At 45.0% G+C, this 1,279-nt stretch carries 1 protein-coding gene and 2 pseudogenes; all 3 read left to right on the top strand.

Annotated features, from left to right (window positions below; genetic code table 11):
- A pseudogene (locus ACFRAK_RS29030) lies at positions 1-193 on the top strand (baseplate J/gp47 family protein); the annotation flags it as partial.
- The gene (locus ACFRAK_RS29025; RefSeq protein WP_394573202.1) at positions 190-735 is read left to right on the top strand and encodes a putative phage tail protein; all 546 of its coding nucleotides are present in this window, start codon (positions 190-192) and stop codon (positions 733-735) included. The pseudogene ACFRAK_RS29030 and the gene ACFRAK_RS29025, both read left to right, overlap by 4 nt.
- Positions 735-1,279 (top strand): annotated as a pseudogene (locus ACFRAK_RS29020) (hypothetical protein); the annotation flags it as partial. The gene ACFRAK_RS29025 and the pseudogene ACFRAK_RS29020, both read left to right, overlap by 1 nt.

The raw sequence follows: 1,279 nt of genomic DNA, 5'->3' as shown, positions 1-1,279 counted from the left end.
GTTGGGAGCTGCGGAGTACTTCCGGGACTTGGCCTTCACGGATCCGCTGGTGCGGTACACACGTATTCAGGGCATTATCCTCGGGATCCCACCGGTGATCGATTACTCTGATTTGTTGGTTAATGGTGAGGCCAAAAATATTGAGATTGGCATGGATGGCGTCGCGGTGCTTGGGGCGGTGACAGTGACATGAGTGGCGCAGAGAGATTAAAAGCATACCTGCCAGACTACTATGACGGTGTTCTGGAAATGGATGTGCTACTGTCTTCAGAGGGAGTAGAAACAGAACAGCTTGTGAACGAAATTGAGAGATTACTGGATCAGTTTTATCCTGAGTCAACAACGTGGGCAATGACACGCTATGAGAAGGACCTGCACATTACACCAGAAGCAAGTAAACCCCTTGAACAACGGCGCTCGGTAATTATCTCGAAAATGCGAGGTAATGGAAAAGTGTCTGGCAGCTTACTTAAGAGTGTCGCACAGGCTTATGAGCGTGGAGCTATTGAAGTAACCGTTCAGCCCTCAGAATATAAGCTAACGATTAAGTTTATTGACACTTACGGTCTCCCGCCAAACATGAATGATCTTAAAGCGGCCATTGAAGAAATCAAACCAGCACACTTGTCTGCGAACTATGCGCTAAGGTACTTAACCATCGCTGAGGTTGAAGGGATGACTATTACACAGAATGAATCGACTACACAGGATAGATACTTGGGAGGGGGAGCTTAATGGCTAATCCAAGGACACCGAATATCGGATTGAATAAAATTGACAGGACATCACCGGATACAACTTATTTTGATTTGGAGAAATATATTGATCAGAATGCTGATGCAATTGATCAATTTGCCGGTAGAGTGAATGACGCCATTGATCATGCAAGGGATCGTCTTGATACAGAACAGCGCCAAGAAGTCGTACTCAACGCAGGGATGCAAATCCTCAATGCGCAGCGGAGTGCAGCTTTTTCGTTAAGTGGGATCAAGGGACGGACGCTGGTTAATTTGTTGGGGCGGGATGGATCGTGTGAATTTCTATCAGGACTCAGTACCCCGAGTGCAAATGCCGCAATCGACACATCGATTAAGACATCGGGAAGTAGCAGCATCAAAGTTACATCAAACAGTAATGTAGCTTTTGGCGTGTATAAGGATACCCCAATTGATTCATCTAAGCATTATATTGCTTTAGTTGATATGAAGAACGGTTCTACTCCACGAAGTATACTAAGAATTTCAAAGAATGACTTTACAATGATAAAGGATTCTATCGC

It is taken from the genome of Peribacillus sp. NPDC056705 (genome assembly GCF_043656335.1).
The sequence above is the reverse complement of the archived record's forward strand: the minus strand, read 5'-3'. Positions and strand labels throughout refer to the sequence as shown.